18 protein-coding genes and 1 riboswitch are annotated in these 19,622 nt (G+C 54.2%); of the genes, 9 read left to right on the top strand and 9 right to left on the bottom strand.

Features of this window, described 5'->3' with window-relative positions:
• Positions 1-115: 115 nt before the first annotated feature.
• Positions 116-1,123: a TerC family protein gene (locus JQR86_RS21925; protein ID WP_150346384.1), complete on the top strand. Its 1,008-nt coding sequence runs from the start codon at positions 116-118 to the stop codon at positions 1,121-1,123.
• Between the two features lie 48 nt (positions 1,124-1,171).
• Here the strand turns inward: JQR86_RS21925 and JQR86_RS21930 are convergent, their stop codons facing one another.
• Positions 1,172-2,479 carry a glycoside hydrolase family 5 protein gene (locus tag JQR86_RS21930; RefSeq protein ID WP_434155038.1) on the bottom strand — a complete coding sequence of 436 codons (1,308 nt, stop codon included), beginning with the start codon at positions 2,477-2,479 and terminating at the stop codon, positions 1,172-1,174.
• Positions 2,480-2,965: 486 nt separating this feature from the next.
• A riboswitch (Fluoride riboswitch) is annotated at positions 2,966-3,027 on the bottom strand.
• Between the two features lie 43 nt (positions 3,028-3,070).
• Positions 3,071-3,961: an LUT family class A beta-lactamase gene (gene blaLUT, locus JQR86_RS21935; RefSeq protein ID WP_312271513.1), complete on the bottom strand. Its 891-nt coding sequence runs from the start codon at positions 3,959-3,961 to the stop codon at positions 3,071-3,073.
• Between the two features lie 312 nt (positions 3,962-4,273).
• On the opposite strand from blaLUT, the gene JQR86_RS21940 reads away from it, so the two are divergent.
• The 3 genes from JQR86_RS21940 (at position 4,274) to JQR86_RS21950 (ending at position 7,346) form a co-directional block, all read left to right on the top strand.
• Entirely contained in the window at positions 4,274-5,293 is a 1,020-nt protein-coding gene (locus JQR86_RS21940; protein WP_010798608.1) for a 2-hydroxyacid dehydrogenase, read from the top strand.
• 12 nt (positions 5,294-5,305) lie between these two features.
• Positions 5,306-6,925 carry an L-lactate permease gene (locus JQR86_RS21945; RefSeq protein ID WP_286786801.1) on the top strand — a complete coding sequence of 540 codons (1,620 nt, stop codon included), beginning with the start codon at positions 5,306-5,308 and terminating at the stop codon, positions 6,923-6,925.
• A gap of 61 nt (positions 6,926-6,986) precedes the next feature.
• On the top strand, positions 6,987-7,346 hold the full coding sequence (locus JQR86_RS21950) for a DUF5064 family protein (protein ID WP_286786802.1): 360 nt from the start codon (positions 6,987-6,989) through the stop codon (positions 7,344-7,346).
• Positions 7,347-7,441: 95 nt separating this feature from the next.
• Here the strand turns inward: JQR86_RS21950 and JQR86_RS21955 are convergent, their stop codons facing one another.
• Entirely contained in the window at positions 7,442-7,693 is a 252-nt protein-coding gene (locus tag JQR86_RS21955; RefSeq protein WP_010798611.1) for a hypothetical protein, read from the bottom strand.
• Positions 7,694-8,016: 323 nt separating this feature from the next.
• Here JQR86_RS21955 and JQR86_RS21960 point away from each other — a divergent pair, with 323 nt between their 5' ends.
• Positions 8,017-8,850: an isocitrate lyase/PEP mutase family protein gene (locus JQR86_RS21960; RefSeq protein WP_125889164.1), complete on the top strand. Its 834-nt coding sequence runs from the start codon at positions 8,017-8,019 to the stop codon at positions 8,848-8,850.
• 6 nt (positions 8,851-8,856) lie between these two features.
• Here JQR86_RS21960 and JQR86_RS21965 read toward each other — a convergent pair whose 3' ends face one another.
• Both JQR86_RS21965 and JQR86_RS21970 read right to left on the bottom strand, forming a co-directional pair.
• A complete protein-coding gene (locus JQR86_RS21965; RefSeq protein WP_074829344.1) occupies positions 8,857-9,237 on the bottom strand; it encodes a hypothetical protein in 381 nt (126 codons plus the stop codon).
• 190 nt (positions 9,238-9,427) lie between these two features.
• Entirely contained in the window at positions 9,428-10,327 is a 900-nt protein-coding gene (locus JQR86_RS21970) for a LysR family transcriptional regulator (protein ID WP_434155041.1), read from the bottom strand.
• 168 nt (positions 10,328-10,495) lie between these two features.
• On the opposite strand from JQR86_RS21970, the gene JQR86_RS21975 reads away from it, so the two are divergent.
• Together JQR86_RS21975 and JQR86_RS21980 are read left to right on the top strand one after the other, a co-directional pair.
• On the top strand, positions 10,496-11,656 hold the full coding sequence (locus tag JQR86_RS21975; RefSeq protein WP_434155478.1) for an aspartate aminotransferase family protein: 1,161 nt from the start codon (positions 10,496-10,498) through the stop codon (positions 11,654-11,656).
• 2 nt (positions 11,657-11,658) lie between these two features.
• On the top strand, positions 11,659-12,411 hold the full coding sequence (locus JQR86_RS21980; protein WP_434155042.1) for an SDR family NAD(P)-dependent oxidoreductase: 753 nt from the start codon (positions 11,659-11,661) through the stop codon (positions 12,409-12,411).
• Positions 12,412-12,563: 152 nt separating this feature from the next.
• Here JQR86_RS21980 and JQR86_RS21985 read toward each other — a convergent pair whose 3' ends face one another.
• Entirely contained in the window at positions 12,564-13,760 is a 1,197-nt protein-coding gene (locus tag JQR86_RS21985) for an MFS transporter (RefSeq protein WP_434155043.1), read from the bottom strand.
• Between the two features lie 86 nt (positions 13,761-13,846).
• On the opposite strand from JQR86_RS21985, the gene JQR86_RS21990 reads away from it, so the two are divergent.
• Positions 13,847-14,344, top strand: coding sequence for a MarR family winged helix-turn-helix transcriptional regulator (locus JQR86_RS21990; protein ID WP_434155045.1), 498 nt, complete (start codon positions 13,847-13,849; stop codon positions 14,342-14,344).
• A 134-nt stretch (positions 14,345-14,478) separates the two neighbouring features.
• Complete coding sequence (gene alaC / locus JQR86_RS21995; protein ID WP_434155046.1) at positions 14,479-15,723, top strand: alanine transaminase; 1,245 nt, start codon at positions 14,479-14,481, stop codon at positions 15,721-15,723.
• A 27-nt stretch (positions 15,724-15,750) separates the two neighbouring features.
• Here the strand turns inward: alaC and ddlA are convergent, their stop codons facing one another.
• The 3 genes from ddlA to dld form a co-directional block, all read right to left on the bottom strand.
• Positions 15,751-16,845: a D-alanine--D-alanine ligase gene (ddlA, locus tag JQR86_RS22000; protein ID WP_434155047.1), complete on the bottom strand. Its 1,095-nt coding sequence runs from the start codon at positions 16,843-16,845 to the stop codon at positions 15,751-15,753.
• Between the two features lie 135 nt (positions 16,846-16,980).
• Positions 16,981-17,172 (bottom strand): hypothetical protein, encoded by a 192-nt coding sequence (locus tag JQR86_RS22005; RefSeq protein ID WP_010798621.1) that lies wholly within the window; start codon positions 17,170-17,172, stop codon positions 16,981-16,983.
• Positions 17,173-17,545: 373 nt separating this feature from the next.
• Positions 17,546-19,315 carry a D-lactate dehydrogenase gene (dld, locus tag JQR86_RS22010; protein WP_434155048.1) on the bottom strand — a complete coding sequence of 590 codons (1,770 nt, stop codon included), beginning with the start codon at positions 19,313-19,315 and terminating at the stop codon, positions 17,546-17,548.
• Positions 19,316-19,622 lie beyond the last annotated feature (307 nt).

The raw sequence follows: 19,622 nt of genomic DNA on the forward strand, positions 1-19,622 counted from the left end.
TGAGACGCTGCAGGAAAGGACTTAACGTAATCAGCGTGACGCCGGGCCCCTCTGACGGTTCCTACCGCCATGTCGGAGTCACAGCTGGTACAACTTCGACTGTAAGGAGGGGCTCATGAACACCCTAGAAGCGTTTCTGTTCGCCGATTTTCTTGGTACGGCCACATGGTTGTGGCTTGCATTTCTGGCTGTCGTCATCACCCTACTCACGCTTGATCTTGGGGTTCTGCATCGTGACAATCACGAGATAGGGATCAAGGAAAGTCTATTCCTCTCGGCAGGCTATATCAGCATGGGCCTGTTGTTTGCCGTATGGGTATGGTTCCAGAAAGGCGGTGACGCCAGCATGGACTACCTGACCGGCTTTCTAATCGAAAAGTCGCTCTCCATGGACAATGTGTTTGTCATGGCGATCATCTTCAGCTTTCTTGGTATTCCTCGACAGTATCAGCACAAGGTGCTGTTCTGGGGAATCATGGGTGTAATCGTCCTCCGAGCGCTTATGATTGGCCTGGGCGCAGCCCTTATCCATCAGTTCAGCTGGATCCTCTATGTGTTCGGGGTATTTCTTGTCGTCACCGGCATCAAAATGCTGTTCGCCAAGGTGGATGAAGCCCCAAACCTGGAAGATAACGTCCTGGTCAAGTTCTTGCGCAGACGGATGCGCGTTACGAATGAGCTGCACGAGCAGCACTTCTTTGTAAGGAAACCTAATGCTGCCGGTCACACAGTCTGGTGGGCAACACCGTTGTTCCTCGCGTTGATTTTGATTGAGTGTGCTGATCTGGTGTTTGCGGTGGACAGCGTACCGGCGATCTTCTCGATCACACAGGACCCGTTCATTGTCTACACCTCGAACATCTTTGCGATCCTGGGTTTGCGTGCACTCTACTTTGCGCTGGCTGCCCTGATTCATCGCTTCGCCTACCTCAAGTATGCGCTGGCGTTGGTTCTGGTGTTCATCGGGAGCAAGATCTTCCTGGTGGGCATCATTGGCAAAATACCTGCCGCCTTGTCATTGAGTGTAACGCTGGGCTTGCTGGCGGGTGGCGTACTGGTATCACTCTGGAAAACCCGGTCAACGGAACCTGCCAAGATCGAGCGCCCCAACGCTGAGCGCTGATCAGGTTAATGCTCAAGCCCTGGCGCCTTACTCGCCAGGGCTTCTGCTTTACCAATGCCACCAATAGGCGTGCGTGTTTGTCTTTGCCTGGCAGATTGGAAGCCATGATGTCAGTGCAAACTGACAAACGAATGGCTTAGGTAGGGGAGCCGGTGCAGGCTGAGGTACTGGCGCGGGCTCAGGTACGGGCTGCGGTTGTGGAGCCGGTACTGGCTGTGGAATAGGCACGGGCTTTGGTTGAGGTTGCGGCTCAGGCCTGGGTTGGGGCACGGGCGGAGTTGGGCTTGCCGCTTTTTGTGGCCCAATAGACACACACGAATTACTAGTCTCCACGTATTTACGCAAGATCGGCCATTGGATGCGGTCCTTGCCGTCAACAGGCTCCACACTCAATACATAGTCGTCACCCCATCCTGGCCCGGCAGCCCAGACAGAAGCAGGGATACAATTTTCAGCGAGGTACTTGAGGGTATTGTCGAGCGCAGGTAACCAGGCAGGATTATTGTTCGGAACACCGATTTCTCCTAGATAACCTTTCTTGTTGTTAGCTTTCAACCACTCTACAAACGGCCTGACCCGATTGACACCAACCATAGGATCATTCATCCCAGCATCCCGAGGATTGGTGTAAGTGCCAGAGTTATTGTCGTCCAGGTAGGTATGCGCTGAATAAAGAATCTTGTCGGCCGGATCCTTGACGGAGAGCAGACCTGCACTTGAAGACGACGACCATAACCAGGCACTAGAGAAGTTTTCACCTTCCACCAGTATGTAATGGGTATTATCGATGCGGCGAATACCATTGATACCCGCCTGCATGATGGACGCCACCGTACCCGACGTCGCATAGGGTTCATTCATCACGTCATAGGCGAACAAGGCAGGGTGACTTCCCCATGCCACTGCCATTCGATACGTGACATCACGAAACGCGTCTAGCGGGACATTTCGACTGCCAATCAGCTGATTTTTGTACCGCGCAAAGTTATGCAGGTCCAGAATAACCCGCATATTGTATTTGTGGGCGTAGTCCAGCGTCTGGGTTACAAGCCCAGCATAAGTTGGATCAAACGATGCGTAGGTGGTTTTCTGCAAACGTTCCCACAGGATGGGGAAACGAATGGTCTTTATGCCCTTTGCGCTCCACGCCTTGAAATGCTGCTCCGTAGGAAAGATGTAGTTAACGCCATTAGCGCCCGGCAGCACCTCGGCTGCAAAACTTGCACCCGACATGTTCAGACTTACCAGGTCGATGCCTGCTTCGGCCGTTGACAACATGGATAACAATCCAGCGGCCAGCACTATCTTTGTGGCGGCCACGGCAAAACCTCGGGGCTTTAAGATCGCACCCTTCATAGCAGCTTCCTTGCATGAGTTGAAGTCTCCCTTCCCGCCTCTGTGTAAACAGAGTGCGGGGTAAAGGCCTCTCCAGCGCAGCGCTGGAAGGCCAGGAAGAACTATACGCGCTACGTTTGAAATCAAAGTGATAGCAGCGTCATAGTTATTTAGCTTTCACGATATGCCTCATGAGATTTGACGCAATCTTGTGCGCCAGATGTACTTTTGGGTTCAGGCGAAGCCCGCTTAGAAGATTGATCACACCTCCACGCGCGACATCTTCTGAATAGCGTATCGATGCTCCGGAACCCAGACCGGTCATGAATAGCGCCCCCAGTTGGAAGGAGGGAAATCGTTACACCACGCCAAAAGCGCAACGAGCAACGAGCAACGAGCAACCAGGAGAGCTACCGGTTACAGCGGCGGGAAAAGCAACGTACATGATTGATTTTTCCTGATATGGACGGAAAGATACAGGCACACGCCTACGAACCCTTCTAGACAGGGTTCGTAGGCATCATTAGCCCAAGAACAGTTAAAGGAGGAATACCATCTCCTGTACACCAGTTTAACTACCCGCTGCGCATGAGCGTAGCGTATGGGCTAGAATCAGCCTGTCACCCATTCAGCCACAATGCGCGCCGCATCGGCCAGTACGTCATTGCGCGCTTCCGCCTGCGGGTTTTCAAGAGCGGAATAGAGAGCCAGCACAACGGGTGCACGGCGAGGCGGCCAGAGGATAGCCACGTCGTTGGCCGAGCCGTAATCACCCGTACCTGTCTTATCGCCTACCTGCCAGCCAGCCGGTACCCCGGCCCGGATACGCTTGCCACCTGTGGTATTGCCTTTCAACCACGCCTGCAACTGATGCTGTTTATCCGCAGCCAGCATGTCACCCAATGCCAGACGTTGCAGGCTCATTGCCATGGCCTGAGGGGTACTCGTATCACGAGGATCTCCCGGAATAGCCGAATTGAGTTCGGTTTCCCACCGATCGAGGCGAAAATGCGTATCGCCTATCGAACGGGCAAATGCGGTGACCGCTTCAGGGCCCCCCAGCTTTTTCATGAGCACATTGGCCGCGGTGTTATCACTGTACTGAATGCCTGCGGCGCACAATTCGGCAACGGTCATCCCAGTGGAAACGTGCTTTTCCGTCACGGGAGAGTATGTGACCAGATCGGCCCGGGTGTACGTGAGCCGTTCTTCGAGGAGCCCCGGTTCGTCTTGGCTTCGGGCGAGAAACGCTGAGGCGAGCATGACCTTGAACGTGCTGTTCATGGCAAACCGCTCATTGGCGCGATAGCCCAACTGTGCTCCATTTGCGGTATCGATGGCGCATACCCCAAGCCGTCCATTCAGCTGCTGCTCCAACTTAGCCAGCCGATCTTGAAAGGAAGCATCATCCCGATTAGCGCCAGCCAGCGTACCTAGCGAATAAGACGCAGACACCACAGCGCTAGCCAATAAAAACGTTCGACGGTTCAGGATGACATTCATGGCGCGGGCTCGTAATCGACTATGTAGGAAAACAACCTGCTGGTTACAGACGTCACGTCGCCGGTAACCAGCAGGGAAACGGTGCAAGCGTAGCGCTGATGGAAGTCGGCTTACCAGCACAAGCTTTCTCAGGATGTTTGCACAATTCGCAGTTTTCGTGCTCAGGCTCAGTGAACCCCACGTTGAAGTAGCAGCCTAGACGGTTTCGTCTAGGCTTGGGGTATCTGTATCAGACGTGGGCATTGCCATACTGGCCGCGCAGTAGCAGACGTGGGACGACCACTTCGTTCTTTTGTGACTTGAGGAGATCGCATGAAAATCACTGTTTTCAGCGCCCAGCCCTACGATCAGCGGTTTCTTGACGAAGCCAATAGACACCATTTCGCCCATCACAACTTCGAGTTCACCTATCAAAATGTCCCGCTCTCGCTTCAAACCGTTGCGCTCGCGCAGGGCAGCGACGCCATTTGCACCTTCGTCAACGATCAACTCGATGCGCCTGTTCTCGAAACACTCAAGGAATATGGGGTTAATGCGATTCTCCTGCGTTGTGCAGGTTTTAATAATGTAGACCTCGACGCTGCCGAGCGACTAGGACTCTTTGTTGCGCGTGTCCCTGCCTATTCACCCGAAGCAGTGGCCGAGCACACCATTGCGCTTATCCTTACGCTTAACCGGCATACGCATCGGGCTTATAACCGCGTCCGCGAAGGCAATTTCATGCTGGAGGGGCTGCTGGGGTTTACGCTGCATGGCAAAACGGTCGGGGTTATCGGCACCGGCAAAATCGGTTTGGCAACGGCCCGCATCCTGAAAGGATTTGGCTGTCGCCTGCTGGGATACGATCCCATGCCTGCGCCTGAATTCAAGACGCTTGGGGATTTCGTTGACCTCGACATGCTACTGGCACAATCGGACATCGTGACGTTGCACTGCCCCTTGATGGACGCAACCCGCCACATTATCAATGAACGCACCTTGGCCGAGATGAAGCCCGGCGCCATGCTCGTCAATACCTCCCGCGGCGGACTGGTGGACACGGCCGCTGTTATAGAGGCACTGAAGAGCCGTCAGTTAGGCGCCCTGGCCATTGATGTGTATGAGCAGGAAAGTTTCCTCTTCTTCCATGATCGCTCATCCGACATCATTGATGACGATGTCTTCCAGCGGCTGATGACCTTTCCCAATGTAATTGTGACCGGACACCAGGGCTTCTTTACCGTCGAAGCGCTACGCGAGATTTCCGAGGTGACACTCCGTAACCTGGAATGCCTGGTGAACGGGACAGCATGCTCCAATGTGCTGATCAACAGGGATCCGGCCGGCCGCTAAGGGAGCCCCGTCATGTGGCAACAACTATACGACCCGCTTGGTAACGCCTATCTCTCGGCTTTGGTGGCCGCTGTTCCTATCTTGTTCTTTCTGGCAGCACTGACGCTTCTCAAGTTGAAAGGGCTGACCGCCTCCCTGCTGACCCTGGGCATTGCCGTGGTCTCCTCTCTGTTTCTGTTCGGCATGCCCCTTGGCAAAATCCTGAGCGCCGCGCTGTTGGGGATCGCCAACGGTTTATGGCCGATTGGCTATATCGTGCTGATGGCGGTGTGGCTTTACAAACTGGCAGTCAAGAGCGGCAAGTTTGATGTCATCCGTGGCAGTATTGCCACCATTTCTGAAGATCAGCGCATTCAGGTCATCTTGATTGCGTTCTGCTTTGGTGGCTTTCTCGAGGGTGCTGCAGGCTTTGGTGTACCTATTGCCATCTGCGCGGCGCTTCTGGTCGAGTTGGGTTTCAAGCCGCTCAAGGCTGCCATGCTGTGCCTGCTGGCCAATGCTGCGGCTGGCGCCTATGGCGCCATCGGAATCCCGGTAATTGTTGGCGCGCAACAAGGCTCTGTGCCGCTGGATGACATGGCGCTGATGATGATCGCCATTGTTCAGCCAGCCACCCTGCTTATCCCGATGCTCTTGATCCTGGTACTGGATGGGTTGCGTGGCATCCGTGAAACATGGCCGGTCCTTTTGTTGATCGGCGTGCTATTCAGTGGTCTGCAGACGCTTACGCTGTATCTGCTAGGACCGGAGCTGGTGGATATCATCGCTCCGCTTGTATCCATGGGGGCCCTAGCGCTATTCATGCAGGTCTGGCAGCCCAGCCGTATCTATCGCGAGTCTGACGCACCGCCACGCTCTACACAGCGTTGGTCTCTGATGCAGGTTCTGGCAGCCTGGTCGCCTTTTTATATTCTGACCGGAATCGTGCTGCTGTGGAGCCTGCCCGCATTCAAATCGCTGTTTGCAGCGCAGGGCCCGCTAGCGGCCAGCGTGCTCAAATTGAATGCCCCGTTTCTTCATCAGCAGATCGAAGAAATTCCACCAATTGCCGCTGTAGCTCATACCTTACCCGCTACCTGGAGCGTTGCGCTAATCAGCGCGCCGGGAACAGCCATTCTACTTTCAGTACTGTTAACCACACTGCTTTCTCCTACGCTTTCATGGCAGGGTGCAGGCGAGCAGTTGAAGCAGACCATAAAAGAGCTGTGGCGTCCCTTGATCATGATCTGCCTCATCATGGGTGTTGCCTATATCGCCAATTTTTCAGGTGCCTCTTCTACCATCGGGCTTGCCTTGGCAGAAACCGGAAGCATCTTTCCACTGCTTTCTCCTGCTATCGGCTGGCTGGGCGTTTTTATCACCGGCTCGGTGGTCAACAACAACACGCTATTTGCCCATCTGCAATCCGTGACAGCGCTTCAGATTGGCACCAGCCAGGCACTGCTTGTCGCCGCCAATACCAGCGGAGGCGTGATGGCCAAGCTGATTTCACCGCAATCGATCGCCATTGCCGCAGCCGCCGTGGATCAGGTAGGCGCTGAATCTTCGATTATGAGAATGGTGCTTCAGTACAGCCTGGCACTGTTGGCGTATGTTTGCGTCTGGACATTCATACTGTCGCTGCTGATTTGACGGTTACATCATCCACCAGCAGCGTTGAAACGTTAGTGATCATTTCTGCAGGAGTTTGCTCATGTTCGTGCCCGGCCGCATCGAAGTCGATCAGGTTGCCAATGGATACCTTCCTGCCATGCATTTGCTACTGGAATATACGGTCGACCCTGTTTCCTCAAACCAGCATGCTCACTTTTACCTCTCAGGTCACGTGGGCCAACGTGCGGTAGAAGAAAAGTTTTCCATGCACCGAGACGAAGCCTATAACTTCCTGGCGGAAATTGATCATCGCCTGCGCCGCTATGGTGTGCCTCTACCCAAGGCGAGCGTCTTTACGCATCACGAGGATTACGACCAGATGTTTGAAGATTTAAGAGAAAAACTGCATACCCAGCCGGGAGACCCCATAGATCTCGACCGGTTGGTAGGTGGTGAGTAAGCTGTCAGGGAGCGTCTAACAGCTCCAGCTTTATCGCCTGTCCGAGTCGATGCCTGCCTGAGCTCTAGAACTCAGGCGCATGAGGCGGACTTTTATTACTGCTTGATACGCTCAAGAATCTGATTGGTCGTTGCGATGGCTTGCTTGTTGTTCTTTTCAACATCTTCACGAATCAACATAGCCAGAACGGTCAGAATGGAGGACCGGCAGATCTGAGACATCTCGCCTGACTCTTCCATCAGCAGGCGATAGAGAATCGATGAGGCAAGCTTACGGTCATAAGGTGGCAGTGAGTCGCTGCTGGCTAAAAGGGTAAGCTCTTCATTAAGCACGGCGTAGGCGTCCATTCGGCATATCCATAATGTTGAGCCTGGGCGCGGCTCTGATAAAAATGCCCTGAAAGTGAAGATCCTGACGATGGATCCCTGTACGCGAGCTTTGAGACACGACGTTTAAAAGAGTTTAGTGCCAGCTGTCGCCTCCATAGGCCATTGATGAGATTAGTCGACTCCGTCTCAATTCAGTTTAGGAAATCGCATCCGTTGTTTCCGCTGACAGACGGCGGTCTGCTCCAGCAATGACTGCGTCAAGATGCAGGACCCGGTTTGACTGCACGTCGTCAAAGCAGCTGCAAGAATTACCTGACTATTGAGCCTGAAAGGACCTAGCCATGGATGTTTTCGAGAAAGCGGCACTCTTCAAGAAGCTTCATACGTATGATCAACCGCTGATCCTGCCCAATCCATGGGATGCCGGTAGCGCCCGCATATTGAGCCGGCTTGGCTTCGAGGCCTTGGCAACGACCAGCGCAGGATTAGCCTTTAGCCTGGGGCGCCAGGATGCACGCGGGAGCCTTTCCCGTGATTGCGTGTTGGCCAATGCGGAAAGTATCGTTCTGGCAACCGACCTGCCGGTCAGCGCAGACCTGGAAAACGGCTTTGGTGACTCGCCAGAAGCAGTGAGCGAAACGATACAGCGGGCGGCTGAAATAGGACTGGCAGGCGGCTCGATCGAGGATGCCACCGGCAACGCAAGCTCGCCTCTCTACGACTTCAACCATGCGGTGGAGCGTATCGCGGCTGCAGCTGAAGCCGTAAAGGAGCTGGGTTACCCTTTCATGCTGGTCGCACGTGCTGAGACCTATACCTGTGGTGGTGCAAGCCTCGATGATACGGTGCGGCGTCTCCAAGCCTACGAAGCAGCAGGAGCAGATGTCTTGTATGCGCCCGGGCTGCCTGATCTGGAAGCCATACGGCTGATTTGCGAGTCCGTATCCAAGCCAGTCAATGTTGTGATGGGCCTGTCTGGAGCGAACTATAGCGTGAGTGAGCTGGCCGAAGCGGGAGTCAAACGGATAAGTCTGGGTAGCTCATTGGCGCGAGCGGCATGGAGTGGATTTATCGCAGCGGCATTGGAAGCTCGCGATGAAGGCACATTCGGCTTTGCCGAAAGCGCCGTTTCTTTCGCAGAAATCAACAGCTGGATGAACAGAGACGGAGAGTAAAACGCATCATCCTACTGAAGGTACCTCATTGCTTCCAGGCTGGCCCATCAATTGCCCAACCAGGGCACGTGCCAGCTTGAGGCATTCGAGGGCCGCCTGCTCCAGTGTTTCCTGACCGGAAAAAGAGGAAGCATCGATCAGCGTCATGGCAGCATCAAGCATCTGGGCCTGATTGGAAAACTCGCTCCTCAGCTCTGTATCTGAAAGATCAGTCATTAAATTGGCGTCTGCCGCTTGACCATCTGCACGTCCATCATTGGACGCGTGCTCCCTCAGGATCAGATTGATGAACGCATATTCATCCTTTGTAAGATCAAAAGCGCTACCCTCCTGCTGTGCAGCAGGATTTAGCAATCTGTTCGCCGTGCCTGTATAACGTGTTTTCATGATTGATCGTGATGAACTACATCTGAATGTTCAGTATCAATTCGCTCGACCAGTGCTATTGACAAGTCATTAAGCACATGATCCACCTGTTATACGTATCGGTTATCGAGGCGTTAACTTAAGGGCAGCAAGATAAAAGCAACAGTTGTGCCAGTTAGCGACAGCTATGTTTGAGCGGAGAGCAGCATCCTTACCTAAATGTCTCTAACGCATAATCAACAAAACTGCGGAGTTTGGGTGAGCGATAACGGTCCTGGGAATAGACTAGGTGCATGGGCCTGCTGGGCAATTGATAATGGTCCAGCAGCTTGACCAACCTGCCCTGCTGCAGATCTTGCCACACCAGGACGTTAGGTAGCATAACGATTCCGATCCCACTGAGCGCGGCCTGCCGAAGCCCCTGGGCACTGTTGACTATGACACGGCCACTGATATCGATGGAAACCTCGCCTTCCGGTCCGCCCAAGCACCAACGCTTTTCGGTCCATCGCCACTCCGTGCCGGCAGGATAGGCGAAGGACAAGCATTCATGGTGGGAAAGCTCTTCCGGCCGCTCTGGGTAACCATGCCGCTGTAGATACTCAGGCGATGCACATATCGTCAGGCCATATTCCATCAGTGGTCGGGCAATGAGCCGTGACGCATCCAGCGTGCCCAGGCGAATGGCGACATCGAAACCCTCCTCAACCAGATCGACTACTCGATCCGTTAATACCACGTCGAGCCTGATTTCTGGGTACTGGGCCAGATAGTCTGCCAAGGCAGGCATCAGGCATTCCGAGCCAAACGTGGGCGGTGCCGTGAGACGTAAGACTCCATGAGGATTAGCCTGCGCCTGCTCAGCCAGACGCTCCGAATCGGCTACGAGACCCAGCACCTCGACGCACCGCTGATAATAGACCGACCCGAACTCTGTCAGACTTTGCCGCCGAGTAGTCCTGCGCAAAAGACTCATGCCGAGGCGCTTCTCCAACGCGCGGAGATGGTTGCCGATCATCGTAGTGGACAACCCACACTGTTCACCTGCTGCAGTCATGCTGCCACTTTCGACTACACGTACAAACACCGTCATGGCTTGATAAAGATCCATTTTAAAGCCTGGATTCAAAGTGATAGAACAATCATAGCGTTTATCTCATATTGCTACATAAAGATACTCAAGCCTTCTCTAATAGGAGGCTTTATGACAGCTATCTCTTCAACCTCTACCTTCGGATTTGGCCAGACGTCTGCATTTACAGGCTCATCCCTGCCCTTGATGCAGACATATAGCCCGTTGACGGTCAGCTTTGTAAGGGGCAAGGGAACGCGAGTGTGGGATCAGCAAGGAATTGAATATCTAGATGCTGTTGCGGGTATTGCAGTAACCAATATCGGTCACTCCCACCCGCGGATTACCCAAGTCATTCAGGAGCAGGCCGACCTGCTGATGCACACCTCCAATCACTACAGCATTACCTGGCAGCACGAGTTGGCCGAGCGTCTGACACAACTTACGGGTATGCAGCGCGTGTTCTTTGGCAATTCGGGCTCGGAGGCCAACGAGGCCGCTTTTAAACTTGCCCGTCGGTATGCTCAGCATAAAGGCGTCTTAACACCCAAGGTGGTCGTGATGGAAAATGCATTTCATGGGCGTTCACTCGCCATGATATCCGCCAGCGACAGCCCTAGTGTTCGCAACGGCTTCGGGCCGTTGATCAACGACTTTGTCAGGATACCGTTTGGTGACTTGGACGCACTTGACGCCGTAACCCAACGGTATGGTGACCAGATTGTAGCATTGCTGGTTGAGCCCATTCAGGGAGAAGCCGGCGTGATAGCGCCACCCGTGGGTTACCTTACCGCGTTACGTACGCATTGCACGCGCAACGGCTGGTTGCTCATACTGGATGAAATTCAGAGCGGCATGGGTCGTACAGCTGCCTGGTTCGCCTATCAACATGAAGGCATCCAACCCGATGTCGTTACACTCGCCAAGGCGCTTGCCAATGGCTTGCCTATTGGCGCTTGCCTGGCAGCCGGCATTGCTGCCGATCTTTTCACACCAGGAAGCCATGGCAGTACCTTTGGTGGAAATCCGCTCGTATGTCGAGTGGGATGTGCGGTGCTGGATGTTATCAAGGAAGAAGGCTTGGTCCTGCATGCGGCACAACGGGGTACACAGCTCAAGGACCGCCTCGAGAACCGCTTGAGCCACCTCCCACAGGTTCAGGCAATACGCGGCCATGGTCTCCTGCTGGGCATTCAGTTGAATAAGCCCTGCCGATCATTGATGCAACGGGCGCTTGACCGGCATCGGCTGCTAATCAATGTCACACGGGAAAATACTATTCGCCTGTTACCGCCATTGATCATCAGCGAAGCGGAAGTCGACACGCTTGCGGACGCCATACACGATCTGGTTAGCCAGGAGTGGTAATCATGGATATCTGTCTTGATGACAAGACGGCGCTGGTCACGGGTGCAAGCGCTGGCATAGGGGCTGGTATTGCAAAGCTGTTGGCTGCCGAGGGTGTCAACCTCGTTCTGCTTGCCAGGGATACGGATCGGTTGCAGGCCGTCGCTTGTGAGGCGTCCATGCTGGGCGCCCCTACCGTAAAGCTTCTTACAGGGGACCTGGCTGACGAAGATGCGTTGCACAGTATGCTTGAAGCGATCGAAGGCAGCGTCATTGATATTCTGGTCAATGCCGCAGGCGCCTCGCGTCCTGTCGCATTGATGGCAAGCGAAGAGGAGTGGCGCCAAGCCTTTCTGCTCAATTTCATTGCAGCCCGGCGGCTGACTCATGCCGTACTTCCCGCTATGCAGAACAGACGTTGGGGTCGGATCATTTCAATCAGCGGGTCCATGGAGCCGCGCAGCTTGAACGCGGCGAGCGCAGCCAAGGGTGCCCTGCATCTCTGGTCGAAGGGACTGTCCTGTGAGGTCGCCGTGCAAGGCATTACCGTCAACTGTATTGCGCCGGGTCGAATCCATAGCAGGCAAGTCATGACCCAGCTGCACCCTTCTGCTGAAGCCAGGGCCGACTTCGTTCAGCGTCATATTCCGGCCGGTTATTTTGGCGAGCCTGAAGACGTTGCTGCATTGGTCGCGTTTCTCGCCTCACCACTGGCACGCTACATCACCGGCGCGGTTATTCCGGTAGATGGCGGTATGCATTATTTTGCACACTGACATACGAACCCTATCTGATTTTATCTCCAGAGGGTCCAGAAAGGCTTCGTTGCCCCTGCCACACAGCCGCTCGACTCAAACCGGGATGCGAGTCAGCCACCCTAAATGGAAAGGCGATCGGTACTGGACCAGACTGACCGCCAAGGTAACACCTAACGAGGCTGTAAACGCCAGCTATGAGACTCGAACTGAGCGGCAGGCTTAAAACGCATCACGATTGCCATCAGCACCACAATACCGAATGCCATCAGCAGCCATGCCTGGGAAAGATTGGTTGAGTGTTCTCGTATCAACCCCGCCAGGAGGGGCATACCGCTGGCAATGATATAACCACCCCCTTGTACGAACCCCATCAACGCGCCGGCGCCTTTGGCATCGCTGACGTGATCCATAGTCACGATCAGGGAGAGCGGAAACAGTGCGCCGATTCCGATACCGAGCAATACGGCGGCGGGAATGGCCATTGACAAGGGCGCGATCACGAGTCCTGCCAACCCTGCCAATATCAGCAGCAACATACCTAATAACGGAACACGCCGATCAGGAAAGCGGCCGATGAACATTGATACGGAAAGCCCTGCTGCTACTTCCGTTAGCGTCAGTGCGCCGAGCAGATAGCCGCTGTCAGCTGCAGACCACCCCAACTGAACATAGAACGGCGGGAGCCAGGCGAGTACCAATGTATACGCACCAGTACCGATACCAAAAGCCGCCATCAGCAACCAGGCTCTACCGGCACCCAACGGGAGCCGGACGGGCGCGGTGGCGGCTGGTGCAGTTTCATGTGAGGCAGTCTGCCTCCACGCCAGCGCACCCAGGACTGCAGGAACGGACCACAGGGCAAAAGTGATTTCCCAATTACCGGTGATCTGTGTCAGCGGCGACGCTGACGCTGCAGCAAGCGCGGCCCCACCCATGATACCGGTGGTGTAAAGGCCCATCAGCATACCTACACGGGTAGGAAAGTGACGTTTGATATAAGCGGGCAGTAGCGCCTGTACCAACGCGATGCCCAGCCCTGCAAGCATGGCCGTCAGGACAAGCCCGGTTGTCGAAGGCAGCAGCCAGCGTAATACACCTGCAAAGGCAATCGCCACTACGCCAGCCATAACCCCTTTATATTCCCCCAAAAGCACCTGAAGCCGTGAACCAAACAAGGCACCCACGCCCATTGCAAATACGGGCAATGTCGTCAGCAGACCTGCCGAAGCATTGGTAAGCCCAGTCGTATGCTGGATTTCATCGAGCAATGGTCCAATCGCAGCCAGGATGGGCCTTAGGTTAAGGCTGACCAGCATCAGGGCCAACACTACTGGCCAGGTTCTATAGGTGTGGTTCGAGGCAGTCATGCACAACTCTTTTTGATTGTCTGGATTAACCTCTCTATGATTACCTTAATACAAAGTATCTTAACGTCAGGATATGAGGATATAATATGACTGATCGAGCCCTGCTTGCTGCTCAGCAATGGAAAACTCAACGGCCGGATATAGACCCCTTCCCTATGCAGGTCCTGGGGAGATTTGGCGAGCTTGCCCAGCTGATTACGCGGGATTACATCAACCCCTTCTTTGCCCGCTATGAATTGCATCCGGGCGAGTTTGATGTATTGGCCACTCTTCGGCGCTCGGGAGAGCCATTTTCATTGACACCAACGGCGCTTTATGAGGCGGCAATGATCTCTTCAGGTGGCATGACCAACCGCCTGGATCGTCTGGAGCACGCCGAATTGATAGAACGGCGCAAACATCCCTCTGACCGCCGCGGTACACTGGTCGCCTTGACAGACAAAGGGCGAATGCTGATCGATGAGATGCTGGCGCCACATGTTGAAAACGAGCGCCAGGTATTGGCCGCACTGACCGACTCAGAACAGCATCAACTGGATCAGCTCCTGGGCAAACTGATCGCAGGCCTTTCGAAGGGTGTGTAATACAGAAGGTCATTAAATAAAAAGAAAACTGTCTATGCCGCTTCGCTGTTCTCTCGGCTACAGTCATGTCACGTCACATGCTGTGACCTGCGTCGCTCGGACGGTTCCGGGCGCTTACGTCTATCGAGGAAAACATGGCTGACTCCAGCTCCATGCGTCGCTTCACGCGTATTGATCGTCTCCCCCCTTACGTTTTCAACATTACCACTGAACTCAAGCTGGCCGCTCGCCGTCGTGGCGAGGACATCATCGACCTGAGCATGGGTAATCCGGACGGCGCCACACCGCCTCACATTGTGGAAAAGCTGTGCCAGGTCGCCCAGCGTGAAGACACTCACGGCTACTCCAGCTCTAGAGGCATTCCTCGCCTGCGCCGCGCCATCTCGCGCTGGTATCAGGATCGTTATTCAGTCGAAATTGATCCGGAGTCCGAAGCCATCGTCACGATTGGGTCAAAGGAAGGTCTCGCCCATCTTATGCTGGCAACCCTGGACGCCGGCGACACGGTACTGGTACCCAACCCCAGCTATCCGATTCATATCTATGGTGCTGTTATTGCAGGTGCCCAGGTACGCTCCGTACCGCTGGTACCGGGTATGGATTTTTTTGCCGAGCTTGAGCGGGCTATTCGCGAAAGTATTCCCAAGCCAAAGATGATGATCCTGGGGTTTCCATCCAATCCCACGGCTCAATGCGTTGAGCTTGAATTTTTCGAGCGCGTCATCGCCCTGGCCAAGCAATACAACGTTCTGGTCGTTCACGACCTTGCCTATGCCGACATCGTGTTTGACGGCTGGAAGGCACCTTCCATCATGCAGGTGTCAGGCGCCAAGGACATCGCCGTCGAGTTCTTCACTCTGTCAAAAAGCTACAACATGGCCGGCTGGCGAATCGGCTTCATGGTAGGCAACCCCGAGTTGGTCAGTGCGCTGGCGCGTATCAAGAGTTATCACGATTACGGGACATTTACGCCATTACAGGTAGCTGCGATTGCAGCACTGGAAGACGATCAGCAATGCGTACGTGATATTGCTGTGCAGTACCAGCAACGTCGGGATGTATTGGTAAAAGGTCTGCATGAAGCGGGCTGGATGGTCGAGAACCCAAAGGCATCGATGTATGTCTGGGCCAAAATCCCTGAAGCCTATGCGCACCTTGGCTCGCTTGAATTTGCCAAGAAGCTGCTGGCGGATGCCAAGGTATCGGTCTCACCCGGGATTGGATTTGGAGAATACGGGGACGACCATGTCCGCTTCGCGTTGATCGAAAACCAGGACCGTATTCGTCAGGCCGTGCGGGGTATCAAGGCCATGTTTCGGGCCGACGGCATCCTTGCCAAACCTGCGGCTCAAAAGGCTGTAAGGCTGAACAAAGGCTAAGGCAGACTGCCTTAGCCTTCTTCTCGACTAACGTGAATGCTTAAGTGCACGCTCCTGGGCATGACGCTCCTGCGCCAGCTCAATCAGCCGAGTGATCAAATCCTGATAAGACAGCCCGCTAGCTTCCCAGAGCTTGGGATACATGCTGATATTGGTAAAGCCCGGGAGTGTATTGACCTCATTGATCAAGACCTCGCCACTGGCTGTCAGAAACACATCGACCCTTGCCAAACCCGAACATCCCAGCACCTTGAATGCGTCCAACGCCAGTGAGCGTATGCGCTCGCTGATCGCATATGGCAGATCCGCCGGGACATTGACCTCAGCCGCTGCGTCATCAATATATTTGGTGTCGTATGAGTAGAAACCACTGTACACAACGATTTCTCCGCACGCACTGGCGACCGGCTCCTCGTTTCCGAGAACTGCACACTCGATTTCACGCCCCTTGACGGCTTGCTCCACCAACACCTTAGTATCGTAGGCAAATGCCTGAGCCATCGCATCAAGGTATTCGGCTTCCGTTTCCGCCTTGCTGACACCTACGGACGATCCTTGATTGGCAGGTTTGACGAACACCGGCGTCCCTAACGCTGCGGTGACCTCACTGAATGAAGTGCGGGCAGCGGTCAGGCGGCTGAATGTCAGGAAGGGAGTAACCGGTAATCCTGCATCGCGCAGTAGCCGCTTGGTAACATCCTTATCCATGCAGACAGCAGACCCCAGCACGCCAGACCCGACGAAAGGCAGATCGGCCATGCGGAGAAGCCCTTGAAGAGAGCCGTCTTCGCCCAAGGGGCCATGTACAATCGGGAAAATGACATCAATTTGCCCCAGCGCCCGGGCAGAGGAGGTTTCAATCAGTTGCTGCTCACGCTGTCCTGGCACAAGGGCCATGGCTCGATTGGACCGATTGAGTGCAATGAGCGCGGGGTCTTCAGCATGAAGCAGATAATTGGACGCATCATTGAGATGCCATCGGCCTTCCTTGTCGATTCCGATAAGAATGACCTCGAAGTTCGCCTTGTCGATGGCGTCGACAATATTTTTGGCGGATTGTAATGAAACCTCATGCTCCGAAGAGCGACCACCAAAGATGACCCCTACTCGCGTCTTGCTCACGACCCTGCTCCTCAAGCGTTATACGCAGCCATAGGATACAGGGCAGAAGCGATTTGAAAATCGGGGCTATTGAATTATCGATTAGAAAACTGATTACGCGAACCAGAATCGCCCAGCCTGAATAAAACACAGTTGTCAGGCACTAACGCCCTGATGCTGCCATTCGGCTTCAAGCTGAGCCTCCAGCAAACTCAAGGTATTATAGGCTTCCGAGTAATCCAGAAAAGTTTTCTGGACGAGCAGGCGGGCCTGGTCTACCTTTATTTGGTACTGACGAATTTCCTTCTGCAGCTCTACGAGCCGTCTCGCCTTATCTCTTTCCGCCACGCCATCACCCTCCATGAGACCTGAAAAGAGGCGGGCTATTATGTGCTGCAGATCACATTACGGAAATGCCGTCTGTCTATCTTTTTAAACCGTTCAGCGGCTTTATCATTGACTAATATCAAAATGATATCTAGCGATATGGCTACGGTCTTTTACCTCTTCTAAATTAAAAACAGACATACCAAGCCTGAATCTTAGTTCTTGATGATCGGAGACATACTGGTAAGCCGTCATCCTTCCTTCATCGTGCATTCATCATTTCTTCACATTCGATACGTAACATTTATATCGACCGCTTTAGTTTCCCCACGGTTACCCGTTCTAAGGCGGTCATTTATTCTCTTCGCCTGATTTAACTCAGCATCTAATTTCTTTACTCAATCACCCTTCCCGCCTGTATTCCCGGCTCTGCCCAATGGCTGCACTTGCTGGTGTGACCGATGCCTGGGTTGAAGTTATTGCATGGATCGAGCTTGCGGTAGAACGCTTTTAGGCCCGGCTTGGCATGGTAGAGATGGCCCACGTTGTGTTCTGCCGGATACTCTGCACCGCGCTGATCCAGTAAGTCCCACATGCGATGCTCAATCGCCAGACAGTCATTACCTTTCTTGACGATGTAATCCTGATGGAAAACATGGCAGAAGAAATGACCGTAGTACAGCTTATGGACAAGCTTGCCATCGAGGTCAGCGGGAAGCGTTTCGAACCACTCCCGGTCATTGCGTCTCAATGCAATGTCCAGCGCCACGATGTCTTCCACCTCCTTAGGGTGAACGTCCCGATAACGTATCGCTGCGCTGGCAGCGGCAAAGCGATGCAGGAACGCCTTGCGCCCCTCCTCAGCGGTACACCTGAAATAGGCACCACGGGCTTGACCGAAAAAGCTGTCCAGGTAACGCTGCGTCTCATCGATCAAAGGGCCCGCGACCTTGAGTATCAAATGATGCTCATACTGATCCCGATACGCTTTCATTCGCTTGGGCAGATGGCTTGGGAACAAGCGGCTCAGTGCCTGCAGAACCCGGTCACCCAGGTGCGATGGTAGAAAGCTGAAGCGGTTGAATACCTCATCGAAACGGCTCTTGAGCGAGAACAACTTGGGCAGCCGTTCGGTGCCCAGGCGGTCGATGATGAGAAAAGTGTCTTTGCCGTAGGCTTCTGCGACATCGAAGGCATCCCGATGCATGTACTCACCGGCAATGGGCAGTTGCGGAAAGTTGGCGAGCATATGCCGCCGGATTTCCGTAAGGTCGGCGGTATCGTTAGTGCCGATATAGAAAACCGCGGTATCTTTCTCGATGGGAAAGGTATCCAGCCGAACCGCAAAAACAGCCAGCTTTCCTGCGCTGCCAGAAGCCTCGTACAAGCGGCTCGTGTCGGCGTTGAAGCGCGCCGGGGTATTGGCATCCACCTCCCGCACATGGCTGGTGTAGCCCTTGTCAGAACCGGCCCCTGCGTCACGTTCGATGTGGGCTTCACTGTACTGGTGATTATCCAGCCGCGTCAGGATTTCCTCCGGCGTACTGCCTAGCGCAACACCAAGGTGATTGACCAGATGAAGCTCACCACGCTCATCCAGACGCGCATAAAGCGCCATCTGGGTATACGCCGGGCCGCGCTGGATGAGCGAACCGCCTGAATTGTTACAGACGCCACCCAGCACGGACGCACCGATGCAAGAGGAGCCAATCACCGAATGAGGCTCCCGGCCGTGAACTTTCAGTTCTCGCTCCAGCTGATCAAGGGTGGACCCAGGAAAACAGATCACCTGCTCTCCATTCATGATCAGCTGGATCTTCTTCATGCGCATGGTATTGATGAGCACAATGTCACGGTCGTAATCGTTGCCGTCGGGCGTTGATCCGCCTGTAAGCCCTGTATTGGCCGCCTGCATGATGATAATCGTATTGGCTTTCACACACGCCTTGACCACCTCCCACTGCTCCAGAAGCGAACCTGGCTGAACGACGGCAATCGCATCACCCGTACCAAAGCGATACCCGCTGCGAAATCGCTTTGTGCGAGAGGGGTCGGTCAATACGTGCTGAGGGCCGACCACCCCTTTCAAATGGTGAATAAGCGCCTCCCTGTCATGAGCAATGGCGTCGTCTACAGCAGGAGCGACGGACGATGACGCGTGCATAAGAACTCCAAAGGCAGTAGCTAAAGATTGGCTTCCTCCATGGTAGACCTGGCTCCCCCGCGCTTCCACCCACTCGCGGCGAAGGTCTAATTCCAGTAGAAACTGCCGTTATCCACCAGAGAAGAAGAAATAATCTGGTAATTGTCAGGCTTTGCGATTTGAAGCCGAGATCTTCAAGAAAACGTTAATTACAGGTTTGAGCGGGTATAAGGCCACTTGGGAAGAAAAATATCTAGAGTCGCTACAAAACCTGACTTTTAGTCAGGCCTGTGCAGGCAAACGCAGGCTTGATATCTATTAACTCTGC

The sequence above is a fragment of the Pseudomonas sp. JZ134 genome (assembly GCF_051027695.1).
Classification (GTDB): domain Bacteria; phylum Pseudomonadota; class Gammaproteobacteria; order Pseudomonadales; family Pseudomonadaceae; genus Chryseomonas; species Chryseomonas luteola.